The organism is Pseudomonas chlororaphis, assembly GCF_001921865.1.
Lineage (GTDB): Bacteria > Pseudomonadota > Gammaproteobacteria > Pseudomonadales > Pseudomonadaceae > Aquipseudomonas > Aquipseudomonas chlororaphis_D.
The window spans coordinates 45,008-65,587 of sequence record NZ_MSCT01000024.1; the positions used below are offsets into that span (position 1 = coordinate 45,008).

Here is a 20,580-nt window from a genome sequence, read left to right on the forward strand (position 1 = left end):
AGATGATCATGATCAACGTAGACCTGCAGCAATTGATCCAGGCGCTGGACGCCGAGACCCGCCGCGACCTGGAAAGCTCCGCCGAACGCTGCGTGGCCCGGGGCGGTAGCAAGATCCTCGTGGAAGACCTGCTGCTGGGCCTGCTGGAGCGCCCCCAGGGCTTGCTCGCTCGCGCCCTGCAGGACGCCGAAGTGGATGCCGGCGAGTTGAGCGCGGCGTTGCAGTCGCGGGTCGAGCACAGCGCTTCGCGCAACCCGGTGTTCGCCCCGGAACTGGTGCAGTGGCTGCAGGACGCCTTGTTGGTGGCCAACCTCGAACTGGGCCAGAGCCAGGTCGAGCAGGCGGCGCTGATCCTCGCGCTGCTGCGCAACCCGATGCGCTACGCCGGCAGCCGCTACCAGCCGTTGCTGGCCAAGCTGAACATCGAGCGCTTGAAGGATTTCGCCCTATCGCAAAAGGAAGAGCCGGCCAGCGGCAAACCGGCGGCGCCGGGCGAGTCGCTGCTACAGCGCTTCACCCACAACCTGACCCAGCAGGCCCGCGACGGCAAGCTCGACCCGGTGCTGTGCCGCGACGGCGCGATCCGCCAGATGGTCGACATCCTCGCCCGGCGCCGCAAGAACAACCCGATCGTGGTCGGCGAAGCCGGCGTCGGTAAAACCGCGGTGGTCGAAGGCCTGGCCTCGCGCATCGCCGCCGGCGAGGTGCCGCAGGTGCTCAAGGGCGTCGAGCTGCTGTCGCTGGACATGGGCCTGTTGCAGGCTGGCGCCAGCGTCAAGGGCGAGTTCGAGCGTCGCCTCAAAGGCGTGATCGACGAGGTCAAGGCTTCGCCCAAGCCGATCATTCTGTTTATCGACGAAGCCCACACCCTGATCGGCGCCGGCGGCAACGCGGGCGGCTCCGACGCGGCCAACCTGCTCAAGCCGGCCCTGGCCCGCGGCGAGCTGCGTACCATCGCCGCCACCACCTGGGCCGAGTACAAGAAGTACTTCGAGAAAGACCCGGCCCTGGCCCGGCGCTTCCAGCCGGTGCAACTGCACGAACCGACCGTTGGCGAAGCGGTGACCATCCTCCGTGGCCTGGCCCAGGTCTACGAGAAGAGCCACGGCATCTACCTGCGCGACGACGCGGTGGTGGCCGCCGCCGAGCTGTCGGCCCGTTACCTGGCTGGTCGCCAACTGCCGGACAAGGCGGTGGACGTGCTCGACACCGCCTGCGCCCGGGTGCGCATCAGCCTCGCCGCGGCGCCGGAAAGCCTGGAGCGCCTGCGTGGCGAACTGGCCGAAGGCGGCCGCCAGCGCCAGGCCCTGCGCCGCGATGCCGAAGCCGGCTTGCCGATCGACCATGAGGCGCTGGATGCCCTGGAAGCGCGCCTGGACGAAGCCCAAAGCGAAATGGCCGCCCTGGAAACCCAGTGGACCGAGCAGAAGCAGTTGGCCGAGCGCCTGCTGGAGCTGCGCCAGCAACTGGCCAAGGCCCGCGATGCCGCGGCGGTCGAGCCGAGCATCAGTGTCGAGGAAGACGCCGAAGGCACCGTGATCGAGACCTTCGCCGCCGAGGTTGCGCAAGGCCCGAGCGTCGAGGCGCTGGAAGCCGAATTGAACCAGACCCACAGCGCCCTGAGCGCCGCGCAAGGCAAGGAGCGCCTGGTCAGCTTCGAAGTCTGCCCGCGGCTGGTGGCCGAAGTGATCAGCGCCTGGACCGGCGTGCCGCTGGCGCAACTGGCCCGCGAACACAACGCCAAGGTGGCGAGCTTCGCCACTGACCTGCGCACGCGCATTCGCGGCCAGGAACAGGCGGTGCACGCGTTGGATCGTTCGATGCGCGCCACCGCCGCCGGCCTGAACAAACCGGACGCGCCGGTGGGGGTGTTCCTGCTGGTGGGCCCGAGCGGCGTCGGCAAGACCGAGACCGCCCTGGCCCTGGCCGACCTGCTGTACGGCGGCGATCGTTTCATCACCACCATCAACATGTCCGAGTTCCAGGAGAAGCACACCGTGTCGCGCCTGATCGGCGCGCCGCCCGGCTATGTCGGCTACGGCGAAGGCGGCATGCTCACCGAGGCGGTGCGGCAGAAACCCTATTCGGTGGTGCTGCTCGACGAGGTCGAGAAGGCCGACCCGGACGTGCTCAACCTGTTCTATCAGATCTTCGACAAGGGCGTGGCCAACGACGGCGAAGGGCGTGAAATCGACTTTCGCAACACGTTGATCCTGATGACCTCGAACCTGGCCAGCGAGCGCATCGCCGCGCTGTGCGAGAACGGCGAGCGGCCGAGCGCCGAGACCCTGGAAGAAACCATCCGCCCGGTGCTGAGCAAGCACTTCAAGCCGGCGCTGCTGGCGCGCATGCGCGTGGTGCCGTACTACCCGGTGGGCGGCCCGGTGCTGCGCGAGCTGATCGAGATCAAGCTGGGCCGTCTGGGCGAGCGCCTGAACCGCCGCCAGCTGGATTTCAGCCACTGCCAGAACCTGGTGGACCACCTGGCCGAACGTTGCACCCAGAGCGAAAGCGGCGCGCGCCTGATCGACCACTTGCTCGACCTGCACGTGCTGCCGCTGGTGGCCGACCGCCTGCTGGAAGCCATGGCCAGCGGCGAGAACCTCAAACGCGTGCACGCGACGCTCGACAGCAGCGGCGGCGTGACCTGCGAGTTCGCCTGAGGTGGGTGTGATGTTCACTCGTGTACCGCAACCGCTGATCTATGCCGAGGCGCTGCTGGCGCAGTTCGCCAGCCTGTCTCGCGCCGCCGACGGCGCCGCGCTGCTGGGCGACTTCGTGCGCGGCGTGGCCGAGCTCAGCGGCTGTGAGCTGAGCCAGCTGTACTTGTTGGACGCCACCCACACCCGCCTGGGCCTGAGCGCCGAATGCCTGGGCGGCCTGCTGCAACCGCGGGAAGCGGCGAGCCTGCCGGCGGACTACAACGGCGAACAGCTGCTGCAATTCGCCCTGTGCCAGAACCGCGTGGTGAGCCTGGTGGGCCTGAGCGGCAGCCTGCACGAAACCAGCTTCCTGCCGACCCGGGACAGCCCCTGGCAGTCGCTGTTGTGCGTGCCGCTGGTGAACACGCAGAAAGCCGTCGAAGGCTTGCTGCTGTGCGCCAGCCGCGAACATGTCGACCTCCAGGGGTTCGCCGATTCCATGGGGCAGCTGGGTTCGTTCGTGCTCGGCCAGTTGCATCTGCTGCACCGTCTGCGTCGGCCGGTGGGCGACGCGGCGCCTGTGGCCGCCACCCCGGTCAGCGCCAGCGGTTACGGGCTGATCGGCAACAGCGCGGCCATGCGCCAGACCTACCAGTTGATCAGCAAGGTGCTGCACAGTCCCTATACCGTGCTGCTGCGCGGCGAAACCGGCACCGGCAAGGAAGTGGTGGCGCGGGCCATCCACGACTACGGCCCGCGACGGTCCCAGGCGTTCATCGTGCAGAACTGCGCGGCGTTCCCGGAGAACCTGCTGGAGAGCGAACTGTTCGGCTACCGCAAGGGCGCCTTCACCGGCGCCGACCGCGACCGCCCGGGGCTGTTCGACGCGGCCAACGGCGGCACCCTGTTGCTCGACGAGATCGGCGACATGCCGCTGTCGCTGCAAGCCAAGCTGCTGCGCGTCTTGCAGGAAGGCGAGATCCGTCCGCTGGGTTCCAACGACACCCACAAGATCGACGTGCGGATCATCGCCGCGACCCACCGCGACCTGGCGGTGCTGGTCAGCGAAGGCAAGTTCCGCGAAGACCTGTACTACCGCCTGGCGCAGTTCCCGATCGAGTTGCCGGCGTTGCGCCAGCGCGAGGGCGACATCCTCGACCTGGCCCGACACTTCGCCGACAAGGCGTGCAGCTTCCTGCAACGCGACCCGGTGAGCTGGTCGGACACCGCCCTCAATCACCTCTCGGGCTACACCTTTCCGGGCAACGTGCGCGAGCTCAAGGGCCTGGTGGAGCGCGCGGTGTTGCTCTGCGAAGGCGGTGAGCTGCTGGCCGAGCATTTCTCCCTGAGCAGCGAGGCGCTGCCGGAAGAACCGGGGCTGAACCTGCGCGAGCGCCTGGAGAAAGTCGAGCGCCATCTGCTGCTCGATTGCCTGCGCAAGAACGACGGCAACCAGACCCTGGCGGCCCGCGAGCTGGGCTTGCCGCGGCGCACGCTGCTGTACCGCCTCGGGCGGCTGAATATCAATCTTGGCGACTTCGAGGGTTAGCGCGACATGACTTTCCCCAGCGCCTTTCGCGTTTCTCGCAGCGTCGCCCGCCAGGGTCGGCGCTTTGTGCATTGTCTATCCATGGAGACCCTCTGATGTCTGTTCGTCACTGGCAAGCCGCCCTGTTGGCCCTGCTCGTTCTCAGCGGCCTCGGCGGCTGTAGCGGCAATTACAAATTCAACGACAACACCTATCGCCCCTTGGGTGATCCGCAGGCGGTCAATCGCGGCAAGTGACCGCAAGGAGCATCATCATGGAACTGGTTTTCGAAATGCTGAACACCAAGCAGTTCGTGCCCACGGAGTTGAGCAGCAAAACCTTCAAGCAGGCCGGCGGGGTGATCGGGCGGGGCGAGGATTGCGACTGGATCATTCCCGATCGCAAGCGCCACCTGTCCAATCACCACGCGATCGTCAGCTTCCGCGACGGGGTGTTTTTCCTCACCGACACCAGCAGCAACGGGATCCAGGCCAGCGATAGCGGCGCCCGTCTGCGCAAGGGCGAGCCGCAGCGGATCGAGCACGGCAGCGTCTACGTGCTGGGGGATTTCGAAATCCGTGCGCGGCTGGTGCGCGACCCGGCGACCTTCGACACCGAAGTCGGGCGTCCGCAAGCGGCCGGCAGCATCATTCCCGATGACGCGTTCCTCGACCTCGACCCGCTCAACGCGCTGGAGCAGCAGGAGCGGGTGTATTCGGAAATCGACGAGCTGACCGCGCTCAACACGCCGCGCCAGGAACCGCGCCAGCGCGCCGACTATGCGCGCATCGACATGGAAAGCCTGCTGGTGCCGGAACTGGTGGCGCAGCCCGAGGCGCCGGTCGCCGTCGAGCCGGCCCCGGTGGAACGCCAGAGCGAAGGTTTCTGGGAGCGCTTCGGCGCGGCGCTGGGGGTCGACCTCAAGGGCCTCGACCACGAGCAGCGCGAAGCCTTGGCGCTCGATGCCGCGCGCCTGCTCAAGCAGAGCATTGGCGGTTTGCAGCAGAGCCTGCGCACCCGCAGCGAGCTGAAAAACGAACTGCGCCTGGCCCTGACCACCGCCCAGGGCGGCAGCAAGAACCCGCTCAAGTTCGCCGTGGACGCCAGCGAAGCGCTGGGCATCCTGTTGCAGGGCAACAAGCCTGGCCAACTGCCGGCCGACCAGGCCATCTCCCGCGCCTTCCGCGACTTGCAGGCGCACCAGGTGGCGCTGCTGACCGCCAGCCGTGCGGCCGTGCGCGGCACCCTCGAACACTTCTCGCCGCAGCAGCTGACCCTGCGTTTCGAGCGCGACAACAAGCCGCTGCTGGCCACCTCCGGCAGCCGCTGGAGAGCCTTCAACCGCTACCACCAGGCCCTGCGCCAGGACGACGACTGGAGCGAGCGCCTGCTGGCCCGCGACTTCGCCCAGGCCTACGAAGAACAGATCCGCCTGATCTCCACCCTTCACACCGAACATCAAGGATGATCCGCATGTCTCGCTGCTCGACCCTGTTCCTCAAGATGCTGGCCGCGCTGACTGCCCTGGCGTTGCTGGCCGGCTGCTCGTCGCTGTCGCCGTATTCGACCATGACCAAGCTCAACCTCAAGTTGACCGCCAGCGACCAGCTCAACCCGGACCTCAACGGCCGGCCGTCGCCGATCGTGGTCCGCCTGATCGAACTCAAGCACCCGGTGGCGTTCGAGAACGCCGATTTCTTCAGCCTCTACGAGCGCGCCAAGGAGTCCCTGGCGCCAGACATGGTGGCCAGCGAAGAACTGGAGCTGCGCCCGGGTGAAACCGTGGAGCTCAAGCTCAGCGTCGAAGAAGGCAGCCGCTACGTCGGCGTGCTGGCGGCCTACCGCGACATCTCTGAAGCCCAATGGCGCTATGTGGTGCAGCTCACGCCGGTGGAGCTGACCGACGCCGACCTGACCCTCGACCAGGCCGGTATCCGCTCCAGCAACGCAACGCTCGCCAAGGCGGACAAGTAATCATGAACGTGCATAAAGTCATTTGGCAGGAAGGCATGCTGCTGCGCCCGCAGCACTTCCAGCACAACGATCGTTACTACGACTACCAGATGAAAACCCGCACCCAGTTGCTGGGCAGCTATTGCTGGGGGTTCCTGGGGCTGGAGATCGACCTGCAGTTCCTCAACATGGGCAAGCTGGTGATCAGCCAGGCCTCCGGCATCCTGCCCGACGGCAGCCTGTTCGAACTGGGCGGCAACACCGAGCCGCTGGCCCTGGACGTACCGCCGAACACCGGCAATACCCCGGTCTACCTGGCCCTGCCGCTGGTCACCGGCAACCATATCGAGTCGCGCCGCCCGGAGCAGTCCGACGTGCTGGCGCGCTACACCGCCTACGAGGCGGAAGTGGCCGACTCCAACGCCGGCGACGATTCCAGCAGCCAGGTCAGCTGCGCCCGGCCGGACTTCCGCCTGCTGCTCGGCGAGCAACAGAGCGACCAGGCCTATGTGAAGCTCAAGCTCTGTGAAGTCCTCGACACCACCCCCGACGGGGTCATCAGCCTCGACCCGGACTTCGTGCCGACCTTCATCCATGCCCACGCCTCGAGCTACCTGCTGTCGTGCCTGAAAGAAGTGATCAGCATGCTCAGCCACCGCGGCGACACCATCGCCGACCGCATCCGTTCCAACGGCAAGGTCGGCGGGGCGGAAGTCGGCGACTTCATGATGCTGCAACTGATCAACCGCACCGAGCTGCTGCTGCGCCACTACCTGGGCCTGGAGCAGGTGCACCCGGAAGAGCTGTACCGCACGCTGCTGACCATGCTCGGCGATCTGGCGACCTTCGCCAGCGACAGCAAGCGCCCGCGCCTGGACAGCCGCTACCAGCACAGCGACCAGGGCGCGAGCTTTCGCAAGTTGATGGACGCGATCCGCCAGGTGCTGTCGATGGTGCTCGAGCAGCACGCCATCGAGCTGGTGCTGCAAGCACGCCAGTACGGGATCATCGTGTCGCCGTTGCACGACCACAAGCTGCTGGGCTCGGCCTCGTTCGTCCTGGCCGCCAGCGCCAACTGCGACTCCGAAGAACTGCGCCATCGCTTGCCGGCGCACCTCAAGGTCGGCCCGGTGGAGCGCATTCGCCAACTGGTCAACCTGCATCTACCGGGAATCAAGGTCAAACCCTTGCCGGTGGCGCCGCGGCAGATCGCGTTCCACTCCAACAAAACCTATTTCATCCTCGAACTCAGTTCCGAAGACCTGGCGCAACTGGAGCGTTCCGGCGGCTTCGCCTTCCACGTGTCCGGCGAATTCGCCGAGCTTGAACTGAAATTCTGGGCCATCAGGAACTGACCGACATGATCAAGGACATGGAACACAACCAGGACGACAAGACCGTCCTGCTCGATCGTCAGGGCCATGGCCCGGCGCAGAGTCCGCTGACCGATTTCGCCGCGCCGCCGCGTTTCGAGCAACTGGAAGAACGGATGATCTACGCCGCGCGCCTGCGCCCGGCCGAAGCCTTCAACATCAGCCTCAACGCGCTGGTGGCGGCGGCTTCGGACCTGCTGTCGGAAGTGGTGCGCCTCAAGCACAGCGACACCCGCGAAGACCTGTATGCGCTCAACGAGCGGCTGACCGCCAGCCTGAAACTGTTCGAGGTGCGCGCCCTGCACAACGGCGCGGAAAGCAGCCAGGTGATGGCTGCCCGCTACGTGCTGTGCACCGTGGTCGACGAGGCGGTGGTCACCACCCCCTGGGGCAACGAAAGCGAGTGGTCGCAGATGAGCCTGCTCAGCAGCTTCCACAACGAGACCTTCGGCGGCGAGAAGTTCTTCCAGCTGCTGGACCGGTTGTCGAAGAACCCGGTCAAGCACCTGCCGATGCTGGAACTGATGTACCTGTGCCTGTCGCTGGGCTTCGAGGGCAAGTACCGGGTCATGGCCCGCGGCATGCTCGAACTCGAAGGCATTCGCGATGCGCTGTACCGGCAGATCCGCCAGCTGCGCGGCGACGTGCCGCGCGAGCTGTCGCCGCATTGGGAAGGCCTGCACGACAAGCGCCGCAGCCTGGTGCGCATCGTGCCGTGGTGGATGGTCGCGCTGTTCACCCTGGTCTGCCTGGTGGTGATGTATTCGGGGTTCGCCTGGGTTCTGGGCGAGCAGCGCGAGACCGTTCTGCAACCTTATCAGCAGCTTGACCCGGCCGTGGTCCAGCCCCAGCCGTAATACAGGGACGTGTGATGAAAAACTTCTTCAAGAAAGTCGGCGCCTTTCTGCGCAAGACGTGGGTCTGGACGCTGTTGCTGGTGCTGTTCGTGGCGTTGCTGGTGTGGTTCGTCGGGCCGCTGCTGGCGGTCAACGACTACAAGTTCTGGGAAAGCGCGACCTCGCGCCTGCTGACCATCAGCGTGCTGTTCCTGATCTGGGGCCTGACCATGGTCTTCGTCAGCTGGCGCGCCGGGATCCGCAAGAAAGAAATGGAAGACAGCGAAGACGGCCAGGAACGGCTGCGCCGCGAAGAGCTGATCGACGAGGAACAGAAAGAGCTGCGCAGCCGCTTCAAGGAAGCCATGCGCACCCTCAAGACCTCGAGCCTGTATCGCGGGCGCAGCGAGCGCTGGCGCAACGACCTGCCGTGGTACCTGCTGCTGGGGCCGCAGAACAGCGGCAAGACCAGCCTGCTGGACTTCTCGGGCCTGGAATTCCCGATCAACAAGATCGACCGCAAGCTGACCCGCGACACCATCGGCACTCGGCATTGCGACTGGTACTTCGCCGACCACGGCGTGCTGATCGACACCGCCGGGCGCTACCTGACCCAGCCTGACGCGGAAGTCGACGGCAGCGCCTGGAACACCTTGCTCGGCCTGCTGCGCAAGCGCCGTCGCGGGCGTCCGCTCAATGGCGTGCTGGTGACCATTCCGGTGGAGCTGCTGCTGAGCGGCAACGAGCAGGACCTCGACACCCTGGCGCGCCAGGTGCGCGCGCGCTTGCAGGACGTGCACCAGAAACTGCACGTCGATGTGCCGGTGTACCTGGTGCTGAGCAAGGCCGACCAACTGCTGGGCTTCGACGAATTCTTCGATCAGCTGAGCCGCGAGGAAAGCGACCAGGTGCTTGGCACCAGCTTCCGCAAGGAACAGAACGGCACCGACGTCGCCGTACTGCGCCAGGAGTTCGAAGAGCTGCTGCGCCGCCTCAACAGCCAGGTGATCATGCGCATGCACCAGGAGCGCGACACCCAGCGCCGCGGGCGCATCCTCGACTTCCCGCACCAGCTGGGGCAGATCGGCGAGCGCCTGTGCCTGTTCGTCGACATGGCGTTCACCGGCAACCGCTACCAGCGGGCCAGCCAGCTGCGCGGCTTCTACCTGACCAGCGCGCCGCACCTGACCGAAAAGCTCGACCGCGACACCGCCAGCATCGGCGCCAGCCTGGGCATGGCGGCCGGCGTGCTGCCGACCCTGCGCAGCGGTCGCTCGCGCTTCATTCACCACCTGCTCAGCCGGGTGATTTTCCCCGAGGCCGACCTCGCCGGCCTGGACAAGCGCGAGCGCAACCGCATCCATTGGGGCCAGCGTGCGTTGTACGTCGGCGCGCTGGTGGCCCTGGCGGTGTTCGGCCTGCTCTGGGCCGGCGGTTTTTCCGCCAACTACGAGCGCCTGGAAAACCTGCGTTCGCTGGCGCAGAACTGGGGCCAGCAGCGCACGGCCCTGACCGCCCGCGACGACGCGATGGCGGCGCTCAAGGCCCTCGACACCAGCTTCGCCGCGACCAAGGTGTTCCCGGCCAAGGGCGACGTCTCGCTGCACGAGCGGCTCGGCCTGTACCAGGGCGAGGAAAGCAACCCGGTGGTGCTCGGCGCCTACGAGCGCGAGCTGCAAGCGCAGCTGCTGCCGCGGGTGGCGCAGATGCTGGAAGGGCAGATCCGCACCAACATGCGCGACCGCGAGCGCCTGCTCAACAGCCTGCGGGCCTACCTGATGCTGAACATGCAGGACCGCCGCGATCCGTCCTGGCTCAAGGACTGGGTGGCCACCGACTGGTCGACCCGCTACGCCGGCAACACCGCGGTGCAGAACGGCCTGAACGGGCACTTCGAGCGCCTGCTCAAGCTGCCGTTCAGCTACCCGCTCAACGACACGCTGGTGGCCCAGGCGCGCCAGGTACTGCGCAGCGAGTCGCTGGCCAACGTGGTCTATCGCGTGTTGCGCGAACAGGCCCGCAGCCTGCCGGAATACCGCCTGAGCCAGCACCTGGGGCCGCAGGGCAGCCTGTTCGTCGGCACCGACTACGCCATCCCGGGGTTCTATACCCAGCAGGGCTACCAGCAGTATTTCTCGGTCCAGGGCACCGCGCTGGTCACCGATATCCTGCGTGACAACTGGGTGCTGGGCGAAGGCAGCGGCATCAGCGGCATGGACCTGCGTCGCCTGATGGTGGAGCTGGAGCAACTGTACTTCCGCGACTACGCCAACTACTGGAGCGAAGCGGTGGGCCAGGTCGGCCTGCAACCGTTCAACGATGCCGGCGAAGGCGCCGATCAAGTCGCCGGCCTGACCTCGGCCAACTCGCCGGTCCTGCAACTGCTGGTGGAAGTGCGCGAGAACACCCGCTTCCAGGCCATCGCCGAAAGCGCCGAAGACGTCACCGCCGCGGCGGACAAGGCCGCCGAGAAGGGCGGGGCGCTGGGCAAGGTCGCGGCGGCTGCCGCCGGCAAGGCCCAGGAAGCCCTGGCCAAGAACCTGCCGGACACCGCGAAGAAGTCGCTGCAACGGCGCTTCGAGCCGCTGCACCGCCTGCTGGACGACAACAACGGTCCGGCCGCCGACCTGACGCCGGCGCTGCAAGCGCTCAACGAACTGCAACTGCAATTGGCCGGCCTGGCCCGTGCCAGCGCGCCTGAGCAGGCCGCGTTCGAGATGGCCAAGACCCGCATGAGCGGCCAGCGCGATGCGCTGAGCAACCTGCGCAACGCCTCGGTGCGCCTGCCGCGTCCGGTCAGCGTGTGGTTCAACGTGCTGGCCGAGGACACCTGGCGCCTGGTGCTCAACGATTCCTACCAGTACCTCAACCAGCGCTACCAGAGCGAGCTGTACAGCTTCTACGGCAAGGCCATCAGCAAGCGTTATCCGTTCAGCGCCCACAGCACCAGCGACGTCGCCATCAGCGATTTCCGCGAGTTCTTCAAGGCGCAGGGGATTGCCGATCGCTTCTTCGACACCTACATGCGGCCTTTCGTCAGCGGCGATCCGGGCAACTACCGCCTGCGCAGCATCGACGGCCACAGCCTGCCGATGTCCAAGGTCTACCTCGACCAGATGGCCGCGGCCCAGGTGATCCGCCAGAGCTTCTTCTCGGAGAACCCGGCGGAACCCCAGGTGCAGTTCAAGCTGGAGCCTTACACCCTGGACCCGGCGGTCAGCCGTTCCGAGTTCCGTTTCGGCGACAAGACCATGGAATACCGCCACGGTCCGATCGTGCCGGTGGCCTTCAAATGGCCGACCGACGCCGAAGACGGCCGCACCAGCCTGGTGCTGGACAAGATGGCCGGGCGCCCGGTGGGGATCGAGAAAAACACTGGCCCCTGGTCGCTGTTCCGCCTGTTCGACCTGATGCAGACCGAGTACCTGACCGGCCGCGACGTGCTGGTGCTCAAGGCCGACCTGGGCGGGCTGCGTGCCAACTACCTGCTGATGAGCCAGCGCACGCCGAACCCGTTCGACATGGGCGTGCTGCGCACCTTCCGCATGCCGGTGCAGCTCTGATGCTGGTGGCCAGCCCCTGGCGCAGCGCGGCGCGCACCGATCCGGGCAAGGTTCGGGCGCGCAACGAAGATGCCTTCCTCGACTGTCCGGAGCAGGGGCTCTGGGTGGTCGCGGACGGCATGGGCGGGCATCAGGGCGGCGATATCGCCAGCCAGTTGATCGTCGCCAGCCTGGCCGAGTTGCCGGCGCAAGACAGCTTCGACGAACGCCTCAAGGGCCTGCGCCAGTGCCTGCACTGGCTCAACCGGCGCCTGGGGCAGGAGTTGACCGTCACCGCCGAGCGGCACGACAGCATCATGGGCAGCACCGTGGTCGCGCTGTTGCTGGAAGGCGACCGCGCGGCGTGTATCTGGGCCGGCGACAGCCGCTGCTACCTGTGGCGTGGGCAGCGTTTGTACCAGCTGTCCAGGGACCATTCGTTGCAGCAGCAGTTGATCGACGAGCAGCAGATGAGCGTCGAGCAGGCGCGCGCCCATCCGGCGGCCCAGGCCCTGACCCGGGCGGTGGGCGCCAGCGAGCAATTGACCCTGGATGTCCTGGAGTTGCAGGTCTACCCCGGCGATGCCTTCCTGCTGTGCAGCGACGGCCTGTACCAGGGGCTGAGCAGCGACGCGCTGGGCAATGCCTTGAGCCTGGCGTCGCCGCAGGTGGCGCTGGAACGTCTGTTCGACGGTGCCCTGCGCGGCTCGGCGCGGGACAACCTGACCGCCGTGGTGATCCGCCAATGAGTGAGCTCGAGTCCGCGCTGGACGGCATCCTGATGAGCGAGGAAGAGGCCAGCAACCTGACCTATTTCGCCTTCGCCAAAGCCACTGCGGCGCCGCGTCCCGTGGCACCCGCCAAGGCCAAGGGCAAAGGCCGCAACCGTTCCAGGAACCGCGGCAAGAGCAAGCCCGCGGCGCCGGCGGGCGGACTGCCGGAGGTGCTGGGCGGACGTTACCGCCTCGAGCGCCTGCTCGGCGCGGGCGGCATGGGCGCGGTCTACCGCGCGCGGGACCTGCTGCACGAGCAGTTCGGCGACCCCGACCCTTACATCGCGCTCAAAGTCATGGGCGAAGAATTTTCCGCGACGCCGGATGCCAGCGCCTTGCTCTACAGCGAGTTCGCCCTGACCCGACGCCTGCGCCACCCGAACGTCGTGCGCCTGCACAGCTTCGAGGTGGACACCCAGTGCCAGCGCGCCTTCATCACCATGGAGCTGATGCGCGGCCTGACCCTGGACAAACTGCTCTGCGAGAGGCCGCTGGGCCTGCCCTGGAAAGAGCTGCGCGACGTCGTGCTGCCACTGCTCGATGCCCTGGCGTACAGCCACGCTCGCGGTGTGCTGCACGGCGACCTGAAGCCGAGCAACGTGATGCTCTGCGAAGACGGCGTGCGGCTGTTCGACTTCGGCCTGAGCCAGGCCGAGGAGGGCGTGTTGCCCGGCCTGCCGCAACTGAGCCGCAGCCGCTTCAACGCCTGGACGCCCGGCTATGCCGCCCCCGAATTGCTGGAAGGCGGGGCCTTGTCGGCCAGCGCCGACCTGTACGCGGTGGCCTGCGTGATCTACGAGCTGGCCGGCGGCAAGCACCCGTATCGCCGGTTACCGTCGACCCAGGCCCGCGACGAGCAGTTGCACCGCTCGCTGCAAGCACCCACGCACCTTCCCAGACACTGTTGGCCAGCCCTGCGCGCAGCGCTGGCCTTTGACGCGGCGGACCGCAGCATTTCCGCCCAAGCATTGCGCGACGCCATGCGCGCGGATTCGTCCTGGCTGCAACGCTGGTTCCATCGGCGTAACGGATGACCACCGAACAGGGAGCACGACATGTTCAATCCTTCCAATGAAACGCATTTCAGCCTGACCGTCGACGACTTCCAGGGCGACTTGCAGGTGCTGTCTTTCAAGGGCACCGAAGGCATCAGCCAGCCGTTCCGTTTCGACCTGGAGCTGGTCAGCGAGAACCCCGACCTGGACCTGGAAACCCTGCTGCACCAGCAGGCGTTCCTCGCCTTCGATCCGCAAGGCAGTGGCATCCACGGCCAGATCTACCGCGTGGCCCAGGGCGATGCCGGCAAGCGCCTGACCCGCTACAAGGTGTCGCTGGTGCCGCAGCTGGCTTACCTGGCGCACCGCACCAACCAGCGCATCTACCAGCAGCTGTCGGCGCCGAAGATCATCGCGCTGATCCTCGAAGAGCACGGCATCCAGGGCAACGCCTACCAGTTCCAGCTCGGCACGCCGTGCCCGGACCGCGACTACTGCGTGCAGTACGACGAGACCGACCTGCATTTCATCCAGCGCCTGTGCGAAGAAGAAGGCCTGCACTACCACTTCCAGCACAGTGAAAGCGGCCACCTGCTGGTGTTCGGCGACGACCAGACCGTGTTCCCCAAGCTCGGCCAGCCCACGGCGTATATCCAGGGCAGCGGCATGGTCGCCGACGAGCCGGTGATCAAGGGCTTCAACCTGCGCCTGGAAACCCGCACCAGCCGTACCACTCGCCGCGATTACGACTTCGAGAAACCGCGCCTGCAACTGGAGGCCGCCTACCAACCCGAGGCGGAAAGCGAAGAGCCGGACCTGGAAGATTACGACTACCCGGGGCGTTTCCTCGACCGTGCGCGCGGCAAGTTTCTCAGCCAGCGCGCCCTCGAGCGGCATCGTGCCGACTACCAGCAGGCCGAAGGCTGGGGCGACCAGACCACCCTGGCCAGCGGGCACTTCCTGGAACTCTCCGAGCACCCGCGCGGCGAGTGGAACGACCTCTGGCTGCTGACCGAAATCGTCCACGAAGGCAAGCAGCCGCAGGTGCTGGAAGAGTCGGTGACCAGCGACACCACGGATGAGAAGGACGACTTCCACCAGGGCTATCGCAACCGCTTCCTCGCCACGCCCTGGCAGGTGTTCTACCGCCCCGCGCTGAACCACCCGAAACCGCGGGTGCTCGGCAGCCAGACCGCGGTGGTCACCGGACCCAAGGGCGAAGAAATCCACTGCGACCAGTACGGCCGCGTGAAGGTGCAATTCCACTGGGACCGCGAGGGCGTGGCCGACGATAAGACCAGTTGCTGGCTGCGCGTCTCCAGCAGCTGGGCCGGCGACCGCTACGGCGCCATCGTCATCCCGCGGATCGGCATGGAAGTGTTGGTGACCTTCCTCGAAGGCGACCCCGACCAGCCGCTGATCACCGGTTGCCTGTACCACAAGGAACACCCGGTGCCTTACCCGCTGCCGGCGAACAAGACCCGCACCGTGTTCAAGTCCATGAGCTCGCCGGGCGGCGCCGGGTTCAACGAACTGCGCATCGAAGACAAGAAAGGCGCCGAGCAAATCTTCATCCACGCCCAGCGCGACTGGGACGAAAACATCGAGCACGACCAGAAAATCCGCATCGGTAACGAACGCCACGACACCGTGGTGAAGAACACCTACACCGAGCTCAAGGCCGAAGAACACCGCATCACCCACGCCGACCGCAAGATCGAAACCCGCGTCGACGACCACCTGACCGTCGGCGAAAACCAGCACATCAAGCTCGGCACCGCGCAACTGACCAAGGCCGGCCAGGAAATCCACCTCAAGGCCGGCGCCAAGATGGTGATCGAAGCGGGCAGCGAACTGACCATCAAGGCCGGCGGCAGTTTTATCAAGCTCGATGCCGGCGGCGTCACGGTGGTGGGGCCGGTGGTCAAGATCAATGCCGGGGGTTCGGCGGGGAACGGCACCGGGATCGGCATCAAGCCGCCGACGCTGCCGGGCGCCGCGGACAAGGACAAGGCCGGCGACCTGCCCCTGGTCGCGCCGAGCAACATGCCGATGCCGCCGCCCCCGGTGTGCAAGGAATGCCTGGCCCGGGCCAAGCGCAATAGCCAAGCCCTGGCGGCACGCTAAAGGACCCCGACATGTACGCAAGCAATCTGCAGTGGCACGAGCTGTTATGGGACCAGACCCAACAAGTGGGCCTGGAGCATATCGACCTGCTGATCGACGCCACCAGCCTCGACTACCCGTTGCTGGAAGAGCTGGCGAACCAGCCGGACGCGCCGGTATTGGCCAAGCTGTTCGACAACACCCCGGAAGTGGCGATCGCCGATTTCGGCCCGCTGCTGCTGCGCGTGAACAAGGCGCAGAAGCCCTGGCTGAAAACCTTTATCGGTGCCGTCGACTGCAACCAGCACGTGCTGGCGCTGTTCAGCCCCTGGCGCTTCGAAACCCTGGCCGCCCACCTGCGCGGTTGCACCCAGGCACGCTGGAACCAGGGCCGTGCCGAAGGCGTGCTGCGCTACTACGATCCGCGTATGTTCGTGCCGGTGTGCGAAACCCTGACCCCGGCCCAGGGGAAGGTATTCCACGCCCCGGTCATTGCCTGGCACTGGCTCGACCGCGACCAGCAACCCCAGAGCCTGCCCGGCAACCACGTGCGCCACACGCCGCCGCCGGCCATCGAACCCTTCATGTTCGACCACCCGCAAGTGGCCAACCTGCTGGCCTGGACCGAAGCCGACAACTACCGCGTCGAGCGCTGCGCCACCCCGCAAGACTACGGCATGAGCCGCAAGGAAGGCCTGATCCGCCACCTGTTCCACAGCCAGCTGGCCGCCAACAAACAAGGCCTCAAGGAACCGGAAGAGCGCCAGCCCTTTATCCAGGAATGGCTGCTGGACAACTCGCCGTTCGTCATCGACGAGCCGCCGAGGCCGTTGATATGAAGCGGACTTTCATGGGCAGCACCAACAGGCTGGTGCTTCGGCTGTTATTGGGCGCGAGCAGCGTGCTGATGCTCGCCGCCTGCCAGAGCCAACCCAAGATGTTGGGCGCGCCGGTGACGGGCTACAACCACACGTCCGCGGCGATCAATCGTTTTACGGTCAACGGCGCGGGCGGCCCGAATATCGGTCCCCACCAAGGCGGAGGAAGCGAAGTTTGCTGCGGTCTGGTGCCTCGCGAGTGGGTGCCGGGGCTTCGGGCGATTGTTGAGTGGGAGAAGGATCCTGAACCGTATTCTTATGCAAAATGGCCTGAGCGTCCTTATTCAGATGCGTGGAATAAGCGTATGGAGAAGGCAAAACAAGAATACTCACGTCATAAAGTTGTTGTCGATATCCCAAGGTACGAAGTGGCAGGAAGTCTGAAGGTCCACTTTCTATCCTGTGATCAAGTTCGTGTTTCTGCGGATAATATCAATCGAGGTGATCCCCGCTATCCGTATAATTATCCAATGAATATGGAGGAACCGAAGGTATGTCCAGAGTCGTAATTGAAGTTACTGGCGAGCGTTTTTGTATTGTTGTGCGAAGACTATGTTCTATTCCGCACCATCGTATGAAGAGTGTTGGCTGTGGAAAGTTGTTGTGTATGCATATTTTTTTGCTGCTTACCAGTGTCCTGAGTTTGAGTGCGTGTCAGGCTGACTCAAAGATGCTATCTGCACCAGTGAGCGGTTATAACCACACCTCGGCAGCAATCAATCGGTTTACTGTTAACGGAGCTGGTGGGCCGAACATCGGTCCTCACCAAGGTGGGGGTAAAGAGGTCTGCTGTGGCGTTGTCCCTCGCCAATGGACTCCGGGATTAAGAGCAATTGTCGAATGGGAAAAAGATCCAGACCCTGGAGGTTACATAAAACGAGATCAGTATGGGCAGCTTGATTCTCAGGACTATAAACGTCATGCAGCTAATTATTCTCATCATAAAGTTACCGTTGAAATTCCAAAATATGACGTTCCGGGAAGTCTAAAGGTCCACTTTCTTCCATGTGATCAAGTGCGAGTTTCCGCTACCGCTATAACCCCAGGCTACCCTGGTTATCCCTATAACTATCCATTGCGTATGGAGGAACCAAAGGTATGTCCGAAGTGATGATAGGTAGAGAGAAACCAATGCCCGAGGCTGCGATGATTGCTCCTGTTTTCCCTCAAGGTAGGCGTCTGCCTAGGGACCCTAGGCAACTTTCAGAAAACATAACTCGTCAGAAGCGTGACGAAGTTGCGTTTGGTGCTCAGCAAAGAAAATTGTTGCAAGCCAAAGGGGATACATCTAGTGGGGTGCCGTGCTGTAAAACACTCCATGTCACAATTGCGTTCGACGGAACCAATAACAACGACAAAGCCGATAGTGCATCAACCCCTTCATCATGTAGTAACATCTCCAGAATTTTTCACGCTAGCTTGGGAGCGAACTCATTTAGCCAAGAAGTAGGATTCTATAGTTACTATAGTCCTGGGGTAGGAACAGTATTTCCTGATATCCGCGAGTTTACACCTGATGGAATGGGGCTTATCGGTGCCCGAGGCGGGGAAAACCGAATCAATTGGGGGCTAACGCGCTTGATTGACGTGCTGAAGAATACGCTGACTCCTGAAAAGCCACTGCAACTTCCGGAAACTCAAGCTCTCGTTGATGCGATGGCCACTAGTTGGTTGGGTAATGTAGTTACAGTGGGGCTGCAGAAGAGTGGTGAAGAAAAACGCAAAGCTGCCATGCGTCCGTATATGGACGATTTGGAAAAGGTACTGAAGCAACGCCAAGAGGCGGAAGAAAAGCCACATATCCTCGCGATACGTCTGTATGTCTATGGGTTCTCCCGTGGGGCAGCACAGGCACGTACCTTTGCCAATTGGCTACAAGCACTCACACGTTGCCAAGGTGCTAACGACAAGGTGGAGTACCGCTTCGCAACATTACCGATTTCCATTGAGTTCCTTGGTATTTGCGACACCGTAGCGGCTGTTGGACTTGCGGATAGTGCACCTTTTGCTGCCGGGCACATGGACTGGGCTGATGGCACTATGCGTTTGCCAGATGAGGCCATAGAACAGTGCATGGACACCTCGTTACCTGAGGACTGTCATTTTTTAAAGCGTTGTGTGCACCTCGTGTCAGCGCATGAGCAACGTGCCAGCTTTCCAGTAGACTCAATTCGCCGACGTCCTAAGGATGCAAATGGCAAGCGAGATGCAAGTAAGGCATCTGGTTACCGCAGTGGAACCGTTGAATATCTTTATCCTGGTATGCACTCAGATGTAGGTGGTGGATATCCGCCAGGCGATCAAGGTAAAGCTATGGCAGGTAGTGAGCATCTGCTGTCGCAGATTCCATTGCAGCATCTTTACGCCGAGGCTTTTATGGCTGGAGCTCCATTACAAGTCCCACAAACAATTGTGCAGCCTGATATTCATGAAGACTGGCGCAAGATGACTCCGGATACTGAAATAGAATTCAACGTATCTGAAGAGCTCATCAAACGCTTCAACGCTTGGCAATCCGATGCCGCTAGCCAAGGTGGCGGCCCGCTCGAAGACATGATCAAGCGCCAACAAGCATTGATTACCGCCTGGCGTATCGACCGCTACGCGGGTGGCCTGGCACAGCGTGACTTCTTCAAGAACGTATCCGCCGATATGCCTCAGTCCAAGATCGATGCATGGAAGGCGTTGGAGAAACGCCACAATGCTGAAGCTACAGCTGCTGCTCAGGGCAAGCCGGCGCCGACTTACACTGAGGCGGAAGAGAAAGAGCACCAGCTCAACATACAGATCGTCGGCCAGGACAAGTACGAAAGCGCCCGCTGGGAAAAAGCCTTCGAGCCTTCGCTCGATACTCGGCAGTTGCTCGGCGCGGCTGCCGAGTTCCGCCATGACTATCGGCGCGAGTGGGGGTTGGTCGGCGACGGCCATACCAGCGTTGCGGTAATCGACATGCTGCTTGGCGGTACGGTGTACCTGATCAACGAAGAGGATGAAGCCGAGGAGTACGCCTACCTCTATAAAGAAGGCACGGCCCGTTACGAAAAAATGTTCAGCGCGCCCAACAAGCCGGCAGCGGGCCAGGAAACGCTGGTAGCGCTGTTCGACGATCAAGTGCACGACTCTCGCGCATGGTTCATGAACAGTTCAGGGTTCGTGCCTCGTGAGCCCTTCACCGATTACTTCCGTATTCGCCTGGTGCACTTCGACAACGAATCGAACAAGCAGCTGTCGTTGCTGGCCACTGCTGGCCGGGTCATCGGGCTCGGTATTGCCGTGGCCAGCGTTGGCCTGAGTATCAAGAAAAAGGACCCACGCATGCTGTTGGGGCTGTTCCTGCCGTCCCTGGCGCTGCCAGTGCTCAGTGGCAAAGTCGGCCTGCCGGAAGTCAGCGCTTTCGATCCGCTCACCAATATCGCCCTGCCAATGATGAACAATCTGGATTCGCTGCGGACCTTTACCAAGGCCCCCGGAGACATGACCGCCAAAGTCGCGGCATTACCGCCGCTATTGCCATTGAACGAGGCCACCGCCAACACGCCGGCGTTGCAGAAAATCCTGGTGGCGCATCAGGCCCTGGAGGCTGTGGAGGCCGCGCGCAACAAGGATGCCGGAGCATTGGCCGGGATGTTGGCAAAAGCTGCCAACGACGAGGGCAAGTCCGGTGGGTGGAAAGACATGCTGGCGAATCAGGTCGGCAATCTGAAGCCGTCCGAGAAGAAGGTGTAGCGCTCAGGCAGCGAAGGGCGGCTCTCGTCGAGTTGCCCTTCGCTTGCCGTTTCGATTGCGCTCTGCTCACGGCCGAGGCCGTATCACCTTCAAGTGATGGCTCCCAAACGACGACTTTATTTGTCGCGCGCCGAACAAGAATCATCGTTCCGCAGAATTAGCGTTTTCCTACATTCGCCGGGTGCTCAAGTTGGTAGCGTCTTGTGAGTTTCTCGTGCGGACGTCGAT

The 20,580-nt window shown here is 63.9% G+C and carries 15 protein-coding genes; all 15 read left to right on the forward strand.

Annotated elements, in window-relative coordinates; all coding sequences use genetic code 11:
* The first annotated feature begins 2 nt into the window (after positions 1-2).
* Positions 3-2,663, forward strand: coding sequence for a type VI secretion system ATPase TssH (tssH, locus tag BTN82_RS28675; RefSeq protein WP_186828466.1), 2,661 nt, complete (start codon positions 3-5; stop codon positions 2,661-2,663).
* A 10-nt stretch (positions 2,664-2,673) separates the two neighbouring features.
* Positions 2,674-4,191: a sigma-54 interaction domain-containing protein gene (locus BTN82_RS28680; protein ID WP_075122377.1), complete on the forward strand. Its 1,518-nt coding sequence runs from the start codon at positions 2,674-2,676 to the stop codon at positions 4,189-4,191.
* 95 nt (positions 4,192-4,286) lie between these two features.
* Positions 4,287-4,427 carry a type VI secretion protein gene (locus BTN82_RS28685; RefSeq protein ID WP_075122378.1) on the forward strand — a complete coding sequence of 47 codons (141 nt, stop codon included), beginning with the start codon at positions 4,287-4,289 and terminating at the stop codon, positions 4,425-4,427.
* Between the two features lie 17 nt (positions 4,428-4,444).
* Entirely contained in the window at positions 4,445-5,638 is a 1,194-nt protein-coding gene (gene tagH / locus BTN82_RS28690) for a type VI secretion system-associated FHA domain protein TagH (protein WP_075122379.1), read from the forward strand.
* Positions 5,639-5,643: 5 nt separating this feature from the next.
* Positions 5,644-6,144, forward strand: a complete 501-nt coding sequence (tssJ, locus tag BTN82_RS28695; RefSeq protein WP_075122380.1) for a type VI secretion system lipoprotein TssJ — start codon at positions 5,644-5,646, stop codon at positions 6,142-6,144.
* Positions 6,145-6,146: 2 nt separating this feature from the next.
* Positions 6,147-7,478, forward strand: coding sequence for a type VI secretion system baseplate subunit TssK (tssK, locus tag BTN82_RS28700; protein ID WP_075122381.1), 1,332 nt, complete (start codon positions 6,147-6,149; stop codon positions 7,476-7,478).
* A 5-nt stretch (positions 7,479-7,483) separates the two neighbouring features.
* A complete protein-coding gene (gene icmH, locus BTN82_RS28705) occupies positions 7,484-8,353 on the forward strand; it encodes a type IVB secretion system protein IcmH/DotU (RefSeq protein WP_075122382.1) in 870 nt (289 codons plus the stop codon).
* Positions 8,354-8,367: 14 nt separating this feature from the next.
* Positions 8,368-11,895, forward strand: a complete 3,528-nt coding sequence (tssM, locus tag BTN82_RS28710; RefSeq protein ID WP_075122383.1) for a type VI secretion system membrane subunit TssM — start codon at positions 8,368-8,370, stop codon at positions 11,893-11,895.
* Entirely contained in the window at positions 11,895-12,623 is a 729-nt protein-coding gene (locus tag BTN82_RS28715) for a PP2C family protein-serine/threonine phosphatase (RefSeq protein ID WP_075122384.1), read from the forward strand. Before tssM ends, BTN82_RS28715 begins: the two co-directional genes overlap by 1 nt.
* Entirely contained in the window at positions 12,620-13,681 is a 1,062-nt protein-coding gene (locus tag BTN82_RS28720; RefSeq protein ID WP_075122385.1) for a serine/threonine-protein kinase, read from the forward strand. The genes BTN82_RS28715 and BTN82_RS28720 overlap by 4 nt, the downstream gene beginning before the upstream one ends.
* A 21-nt stretch (positions 13,682-13,702) precedes the next feature.
* The gene (locus BTN82_RS28725) at positions 13,703-15,769 is read left to right on the forward strand and encodes a type VI secretion system tip protein VgrG (protein WP_075122386.1); all 2,067 of its coding nucleotides are present in this window, start codon (positions 13,703-13,705) and stop codon (positions 15,767-15,769) included.
* Positions 15,770-15,780: 11 nt separating this feature from the next.
* Entirely contained in the window at positions 15,781-16,587 is an 807-nt protein-coding gene (locus BTN82_RS28730) for a DUF4123 domain-containing protein (RefSeq protein ID WP_075122387.1), read from the forward strand.
* Between the two features lie 11 nt (positions 16,588-16,598).
* Positions 16,599-17,135, forward strand: a complete 537-nt coding sequence (locus BTN82_RS28735; protein ID WP_261793032.1) for a DUF3304 domain-containing protein — start codon at positions 16,599-16,601, stop codon at positions 17,133-17,135.
* Between the two features lie 98 nt (positions 17,136-17,233).
* Complete coding sequence (locus BTN82_RS28740; RefSeq protein ID WP_075122389.1) at positions 17,234-17,737, forward strand: DUF3304 domain-containing protein; 504 nt, start codon at positions 17,234-17,236, stop codon at positions 17,735-17,737.
* On the forward strand, positions 17,725-20,352 hold the full coding sequence (locus tag BTN82_RS28745) for a T6SS phospholipase effector Tle1-like catalytic domain-containing protein (protein WP_075122390.1): 2,628 nt from the start codon (positions 17,725-17,727) through the stop codon (positions 20,350-20,352). Before BTN82_RS28740 ends, BTN82_RS28745 begins: the two co-directional genes overlap by 13 nt.
* The last annotated feature ends 228 nt before the right edge of the window (positions 20,353-20,580 follow it).

Coding starts and splice junctions, on each gene's coding strand:
- BTN82_RS28725 (WP_075122386.1), top strand. CDS start 13,703: ATGTTCAATCCTTCCAATGAAACGCATTTCAGCCTGACCGTCGACGAC.
- tssK (WP_075122381.1), top strand. CDS start 6,147: ATGAACGTGCATAAAGTCATTTGGCAGGAAGGCATGCTGCTGCGCCCG.
- tagH (WP_075122379.1), top strand. CDS start 4,445: ATGGAACTGGTTTTCGAAATGCTGAACACCAAGCAGTTCGTGCCCACG.
- BTN82_RS28730 (WP_075122387.1), top strand. CDS start 15,781: ATGTACGCAAGCAATCTGCAGTGGCACGAGCTGTTATGGGACCAGACC.
- BTN82_RS28735 (WP_261793032.1), top strand. CDS start 16,599: ATGGGCAGCACCAACAGGCTGGTGCTTCGGCTGTTATTGGGCGCGAGC.
- tssJ (WP_075122380.1), top strand. CDS start 5,644: ATGTCTCGCTGCTCGACCCTGTTCCTCAAGATGCTGGCCGCGCTGACT.
- BTN82_RS28740 (WP_075122389.1), top strand. CDS start 17,234: ATGCATATTTTTTTGCTGCTTACCAGTGTCCTGAGTTTGAGTGCGTGT.
- BTN82_RS28680 (WP_075122377.1), top strand. CDS start 2,674: ATGTTCACTCGTGTACCGCAACCGCTGATCTATGCCGAGGCGCTGCTG.
- BTN82_RS28745 (WP_075122390.1), top strand. CDS start 17,725: ATGTCCGAAGTGATGATAGGTAGAGAGAAACCAATGCCCGAGGCTGCG.
- tssH (WP_186828466.1), top strand. CDS start 3: ATGATCATGATCAACGTAGACCTGCAGCAATTGATCCAGGCGCTGGAC.
- BTN82_RS28715 (WP_075122384.1), top strand. CDS start 11,895: ATGCTGGTGGCCAGCCCCTGGCGCAGCGCGGCGCGCACCGATCCGGGC.
- BTN82_RS28685 (WP_075122378.1), top strand. CDS start 4,287: ATGTCTGTTCGTCACTGGCAAGCCGCCCTGTTGGCCCTGCTCGTTCTC.
- icmH (WP_075122382.1), top strand. CDS start 7,484: ATGATCAAGGACATGGAACACAACCAGGACGACAAGACCGTCCTGCTC.
- tssM (WP_075122383.1), top strand. CDS start 8,368: ATGAAAAACTTCTTCAAGAAAGTCGGCGCCTTTCTGCGCAAGACGTGG.
- BTN82_RS28720 (WP_075122385.1), top strand. CDS start 12,620: ATGAGTGAGCTCGAGTCCGCGCTGGACGGCATCCTGATGAGCGAGGAA.